The 6,965-nt window shown below is 31.5% G+C and carries 7 protein-coding genes and 1 pseudogene; all 8 read right to left on the minus strand.

The annotated features are described in order from the left end of the window. A partial coding sequence (locus tag IDG60_RS03090) for an HAD hydrolase family protein (protein ID WP_206160486.1) occupies positions 1-124 on the minus strand: 124 nt, incomplete at its 3' end. 229 nt (positions 125-353) lie between these two features. Continuing rightward, positions 354-1,100: a hypothetical protein gene (locus IDG60_RS03095; RefSeq protein ID WP_001079525.1), complete on the minus strand. Its 747-nt coding sequence runs from the start codon at positions 1,098-1,100 to the stop codon at positions 354-356. Between the two features lie 288 nt (positions 1,101-1,388). Continuing rightward, positions 1,389-2,648: a glycine glycyltransferase FemB gene (gene femB / locus IDG60_RS03100; RefSeq protein WP_000673098.1), complete on the minus strand. Its 1,260-nt coding sequence runs from the start codon at positions 2,646-2,648 to the stop codon at positions 1,389-1,391. Between the two features lie 18 nt (positions 2,649-2,666). Next, positions 2,667-3,929 (minus strand): glycine glycyltransferase FemA, encoded by a 1,263-nt coding sequence (femA, locus tag IDG60_RS03105; protein WP_000673309.1) that lies wholly within the window; start codon positions 3,927-3,929, stop codon positions 2,667-2,669. Between the two features lie 321 nt (positions 3,930-4,250). After that, complete coding sequence (gene trpA, locus IDG60_RS03110; protein ID WP_000163628.1) at positions 4,251-4,979, minus strand: tryptophan synthase subunit alpha; 729 nt, start codon at positions 4,977-4,979, stop codon at positions 4,251-4,253. Beyond that, positions 4,972-6,186, minus strand: a complete 1,215-nt coding sequence (trpB, locus tag IDG60_RS03115) for a tryptophan synthase subunit beta (protein ID WP_001041351.1) — start codon at positions 6,184-6,186, stop codon at positions 4,972-4,974. Before trpB ends, trpA begins: the two co-directional genes overlap by 8 nt. Beyond that, positions 6,179-6,811 (minus strand): phosphoribosylanthranilate isomerase, encoded by a 633-nt coding sequence (locus IDG60_RS03120; RefSeq protein ID WP_000768192.1) that lies wholly within the window; start codon positions 6,809-6,811, stop codon positions 6,179-6,181. Before IDG60_RS03120 ends, trpB begins: the two co-directional genes overlap by 8 nt. Continuing rightward, positions 6,811-6,965, minus strand: a pseudogene (locus tag IDG60_RS03125) (indole-3-glycerol phosphate synthase TrpC); the annotation flags it as partial. The gene IDG60_RS03120 and the pseudogene IDG60_RS03125, both read right to left, overlap by 1 nt.

A 6,965-nucleotide genomic window follows, 5' to 3' on the forward strand; every position in this document is an offset into this window, starting at 1 on the left:
GTGCTGATGCAAATATAAGTTCATGACCATCATGTTGTAATTGTAACAATGTATCAATAATAGTCTGGTCAATTAATCGGCCGTCAAAACAAAGCGTACCATCAATATCAAAGACAAATCTCATCAAATCACTCCAAACAATATAATACCATGATTATAGCATAAGTAAGTTATGTGACGATATTAGATAATGATTATGATGTAGGGTACCTTTTGCGTCACACACATTACTTCCTATAATATATATTATGTAAACTAGAATGTGAAATTCCATAAGGGGACTTATATAACTTCGATTTTGTATAAGTCGTTTTGATTATTAGTAAAGTATGTTTGTAGTTACTATTAACTTTTTATTTAACACATGCTATTTTATCAATACCTCTATTATTAGGATTAGTACATAAATAAACTAAAATTAACGCGACAAAATTTAGAAAATCTATAAAAATAAATAAGATTTGTGCAGATTGAGTTTGATATATGACCAAAAGTATTGAAAGTAAAAATAGTAGGATTAATATTAATTTTAAACAAGATATAATTAATGGTAAACATCTGACAACTGGTTTTCGTTCTTTTAATAAAGAACACGAAAAGAATAACCACATTATTATAGAAAAGTTACACACTAGATATGTACTAAAAGAAATACCACCTTCTTGTATGACATATCTAAATAAGTTCACAGCAAATTCATGATTATTATGAATATTTGACTCACTAATTAAACTAATTGTAAATTCTGCAGTGAATCCTTGAATAATCAACGAAATTCCATTAACTAAAAAGTATAATAATAGGAATAACGTACTTATAATATTATTATAGTTATTATCTTTTTTGATGTCATTGAATCTAAAAAAGAAATTGAATGGAATTAACACACAGGCAATGTATGCTATTCCTTTTGATATATGATCCAAACCGTAATATCCCTTTAAATGTGTATAATATTTTAATGCTTCATATGTAGTTAAATTATTTTTCGAAGGTGGAAATAATAATTTCTGGAAAATAAAACTCATAAAAATCCAAAATAACATAATGAGCATCAGAATAATAAAAGTGTTTTTGGCATGTTTTTCAATTCGATTCATTTTTTAACTACCTCACTTACTTGCATTTCATACTCAGATAACCATTATTTTATATTATATATTATAAAAATATTATCATTAAAACTCAAATATGACGCTATATATTTTATGTTTTGCATAATCTTTTAATCATAAAACTAAATCAATAAAACATCATTATAATGAAAAACATTAGATTGACAAATACATACTAGTTTTTCTTAGTGTGAAATAATTAAAATTTCGCTAAAAAAAGCATAAAAAAGAGCCTATAGTATCAATAACTATAAGCCCTAACATCATTTACATCTATTTCTTTAATTTTTTACGTAATTTATCCAATGTTGTGAACAACCAATATTTCACTTTATGAATTGGTTTATAGAAATCCCCTATTAATTCTTCGATTTGTACATTAAATCCACGTTTAAAGCGGTATACGCCATAATCTTCACTGTTTTCCGTAAAATCACCTGATAAACCATAGAAATTATAACGATCATAGCCATTATCGAAGCAATAGTTAATCATAAACCAATGCATCATGTATGGTCCCATAAATTGATTATATTTTTCTGATGAACCACCAGAGAAATAATTCACTTCATATGCATTTGCAAAATAAACGCCAGAAGCAAGGTTTAGAATTGGGCCGTCCGTTTTGCTCAATTCACTTGCATTCAATAATTCATGCTGATCATGATCAATTTGCTTATCTAATTCTGCAATTTTCTTCATTTGTTTATCTGATTTGTTTTCTTTCGCCATCATTTGATCACGACGATTTTCTTTGTCATTCAATTCCTGTTGCAACTTTAACACATATTCATCAAGGTCAATATATGCTAATGGTACTAATACTTTATCTCCATATGTGTCAATAAAGTTATAAAAATAATCATCTGTTTTTGACACAAATCCAGCACGCTCTTCAGTTTCACGATATAAATCTAAGAAAAGATTGAACTCATCACGTTCAAGGAATCTGACTTTAACACCATAGTTTATCGCTTTATTAATATTACGTTTACGTTGACTATCAAATGTCTTTTTCAATGTTTCGGGTGTTTTACCTTCAAGGTTTAATACGCCCATCCATCGTACTTGGCTCGATGTATCATACTCAGTTGTAAAGCCATGATGCTCGTAACCATGTGATTTAAACAAGTTTACTAAGGCATCATTTTTCTCGCGACCTTCAAATGGCACGATATCTTTATCATATAGATGATATAACCAATACGGATCTAATTTAACATATAAACATTGATGTTGCTGTAAATATTTATCTAACTCTTTTAAATAATAATCAACTAATCCTAAATCTGAAAAATCCATTACTGGACCACGATTCGAATAGTAAACATAACTTCCCATAGTAGGAATTTTAGAGAAAAGGCTTGCTGCAATTACTTTGTTATTGTCGTCTTTAATACCTAATAAAACTACTTCAAAGCCATCATTCTCACGGGTAACTATATTTTCTTTTACTTGGAAATAATGACTTTCCAATGATGGATTTTGTACAAAGTTGTCAAATTCGGTAACAGTTAACTCTGTAAATTTCATGTTTTGATAATTCCCTTCCTAAAAAATTCTGTCTTTAACTTTTTTAAGTGCGGTATATGCTGCGTAAACAGGTTTATTAATTGGTTTAATAAAGTCACCAACATATTCAATAATTTCAGCATTGTAACCTTTTTTGAATTTAACTACACCAGCATCTTCAGCATCTTCTGTAAATTTACCACTAACACCATAGAAATTATAACGGTCAATGCCATGATTTAATGCATAATTAATCATTTCCCATTGCACTGCATAACTTCCGGCAAAATGACGGAATGCATTTGATGTACCACCAGCATAATAAACAACTTCAAATGGGTTGATAAAGAAGAAACCAGCAGAGATAGGTAATTCATTACCATGTTCTTCTTGTAGACGTTTACCTTCTTCAATCTTTTGCTCATTAGCATCAAGTTGTTGTTGTAAGTTATCTCGCTTGTTGTGTGCTTTTTTATTTTCAGGACGTTTTTCAATATCCTTTAACGCTTTATTTAAATCTTTATTTAAAATATCACGCTCTTCGTTTAGTTCTTTAATATATTCATCAAAGTTGATATACGCTAAAGGTACTAACACACGGTCTTTGTAATATTTTAAGCGATTGTAGTAAAATTTGTCATCACGATCAGCAAAAGCTTTTGATTCTGACGTATCTTCCATAAATGATCTAAAAATTGGTAGTTCTTCTTCAGATAAAAATCTTACTTTAACACCATTCTTTTTAACTTTTTTCGTGTTTCTTTTTCTAAGTCCATCCATATTTTTAATGATGTCATCTGCTGTTTTATCTTTTAAATCTAACACTGAGTGATAACGAATTTGTAGCACAGGATCAAATCCTTTATGGAATCCAGTATGTTCAAATCCTAAGTTACTCATTTTATCAAAGAACCAATCATTACCAGCATTACCTGTAATCTCGCCATCATGATTCAAGTATTGATATGGTAAATATGGATCGATATGTAGGTATAGACAACGATGTTTTTTAACATATTTTGATAATTCATTAAAGAAAAAGTGTACGAGTTCTTGATTTTCATAATCGATCACTGGACCGCGATTTGAATAAAAATACTTGAACACTTTCATAACAGGTACAGCAGTAAGTAAGCAAGCTGCAATGACCTCGTTATTATTGTTTTTTATTCCCACTAAATGTGTTTCATAACCTTCAGCAAGCTTTAACTCATAGTGGCCAACAGTTTGCGTGAAATGACTGTATGGCATGCTATCTGTAAAGGCACCAAACTCTTTAGCTGTTAAATTTGTAAACTTCATTATCATTACTCCTATTTGTCTCTCGTTAATTAATTTCATTTCCGTATTTGCAGTTTTTCTATTTCCCCTCTGCAAATGTCAAAAATAATAAATCTAATCTAAATAAGTATACAATAGTTAATGTTAAAACTAAAACATAAACGCTTTAATTGCGTATACTTTTATAGTAATATTTAGATTTTTGCATACAATTTCAAAAAAAGTAATATGAACGTTTGGGTTTGCTCATATTACTTTTGTATCATTTCTATTCAATTTTATAATTCACCGTTTTTCACTTTTTCAAACAGTATTCGCCTAATTTTTTTAAATCAAGTAAACTTAATTATTCAATGTTTGTTGGATAGATTGTAAATATCTAATGATTTCCTCACGCGTGTTAGATTTAAATCGCTTAACGATTTCGCTACCAATGACGATGCCATCTGCAACCTCTTTTATATCTGCAACATGTTGTGGTGTTCTTATACCAAATCCTGCGACAACTGGCACATTGGCTATCGCTTTAATTGACTCAATTTTTCGTTTTAATTCTGGATGAAACGCACCGTTTTGTCCTGTTGTCGCATTCATCGTCACAGTATAAATAAAGCCTTCCGCATGAGATACGATATCTTTTATACGTTTGTCATCAGTAGTCATCGCAACTAACGATATGATTTTGACGCCATAGTGACTAAATTGTTGTTTTAAACGCTGCGATAATTCATATGGTAAATCAGGAATAATTAAGCCGTAGACACCAGTATCTCGACATTTTTCAAAAAACGCTTGTTCTCCATAATGACAAATAATATTATAATACGTCATTAATACATAGTTACACTTAATTTGATCACCATGTTTTTCTAATTGATTGAAAATATAATCTATCGTGATGCCTTGTTTAATCGCTTGTTGACCTGCTTCCATGATAACTGGACCATCAGCAACCGGATCAGAGAAAGGTACACCAATTTCAATTATATCTGCACCATTTTCACTCAACAATGTTGCATTTTCAATCAAATCTTTATTGCCCATAATATAAGGTATAAATAATTTAGTCATTTGCAAGACCTCGCTCTGCCATATATTGTCTAATTGTTTCCATATCTTTATCGCCACGTCCAGAAATAGTTACTACAATAATATCTTCTTTCGACATCGTAGGCGCTAGTCTTTCAACATAACTCAGTGCATGTGCACTTTCAATTGCAGGTATAATACCTTCATGTTTTGTAAAGTTGATTAAAGCATTCATTGCTTGTGTATCACTTGCATTTTCAAAAGTTACTCTACCAATGTCGTGGTAATAAGAATGTTCAGGCCCAATACCAGGATAATCAAGTCCTGCTGAAATAGAATGTGCTAGTTGCACTTGCCCACCTTCATCTTGAATTAAATACATTTTAGTACCATGTAATACGCCAGGTGATCCTTTGCCAATTGCAAGTGCATGTTTATCAGTATCCTCGCCTTGACCTGCGGCTTCAACACCGTATAATGCAACATCATCTTTAATAAATGGATAAAATGTACCGATTGCATTTGAGCCACCACCGATACATGCTACAATTGCATCCGGAAGTCGACCTTCTTTCTTCAATATCTGTGATTTTATTTCTTTACCAATGACACTCTGAAAATCTCTAACAATCGTTGGGAATGGGTCTGGACCTAATGCAGAACCTAATAAATAATGTGTATCATCTACATGACTTACCCAATATTGCAATGCTTTATTAACTGCATCCGATAAAGTCCCTTGACCTTCTTCAACTGCCACAACCTTTGCACCAAGTAATTCCATTCTAAATACATTAAGTTGTTGTCTTTTAATATCTTCACTTCCCATAAAGACAACAAGTTCCATATCAAATAATGCAGCAACCGTAGCACTAGCTACACCATGTTGACCCGCACCAGTTTCAGCAACAAGCTTCTTCTTGCCCATTCTTTTAGCAAGCAACGCTTGACCTAACGCATTATTAATTTTATGGGCGCCTGTATGATTTAGATCCTCTCGTTTCAAATATATTTTAGCGCCACCTAGGCTTTCAGTATATGATGCAGCATATGTAAGTGGTGTCGCGCGTCCTACATACTCTGATAAATAGTATTCCAGTTCTCTTTGAAACTCTGGGTCTGCTTTTGCCTCTTTATAAGCTTTTTTCAACTCAATAATTGCTGGCATTAATGTTTCTGGAACATATTGCCCTCCATATTCACCAAAGAAACCTAATTCATCTGCTTCTGTTTGTATTTGTTTATTCATTGTCTCTATCTCCTTTCACAATATTTACAATTGCTGTCATTTTTTCTATATCTTTTCGCCCATTTACTTCTATACCTGATGCAAGATCATAACCTTGATGTGATAATTTAAGTTGATTAACTGTTTGAATATTTTCAGAGTTAATGCCTCCTGCTATCAAATAAGGTATGTCTTTTATGTGCTTCAAAATAGTCCAGTCATATGTTTGACCGGTACCACCATACGACACTGAGGGTGTGTCGATAATAAATAAATCTACGAACCCTTTATATTTATTTATGTTTTGGATTATGTTTTCATCTGCAGCTAAAGCTTTAGTGATTTTAATGCTTGAATATTTCTTTTTAATTTCCTGTATAAAATCAATAGATTCTGTGCCGTGTAACTGTATTGTGTTAATTGACGTATTGCTTAATACGTGTTCAATTGTTGTTAAATCAGGATTTACCATGACACATACTTTATCGATATGATTTGGAACAGCAGACGCTAACTTTTTTATTTGGGTAATTGTTTGATGCCTTTTACTTTTTTCATAATGGATGAAACCTATCGCATCAATAGGTAATTGACTGGCCGCTGTAACATCCTTTATTGATGTAAAGCCACAAAATTTCAATTTCATCATGACTTCACCTTTTGCATTTTCAGTTGTGGTAAAAATTCAGATAGATTGTCACAACGCATAAGCGCCTCACCTATTAGTAAGCCATCGATACCACTATGCAAGATTTTTCTTACATCAGATGCATCGTGAATACCACTTTCAGAAATATAAT

The organism is Staphylococcus sp. EG-SA-2 (assembly GCF_017152085.1).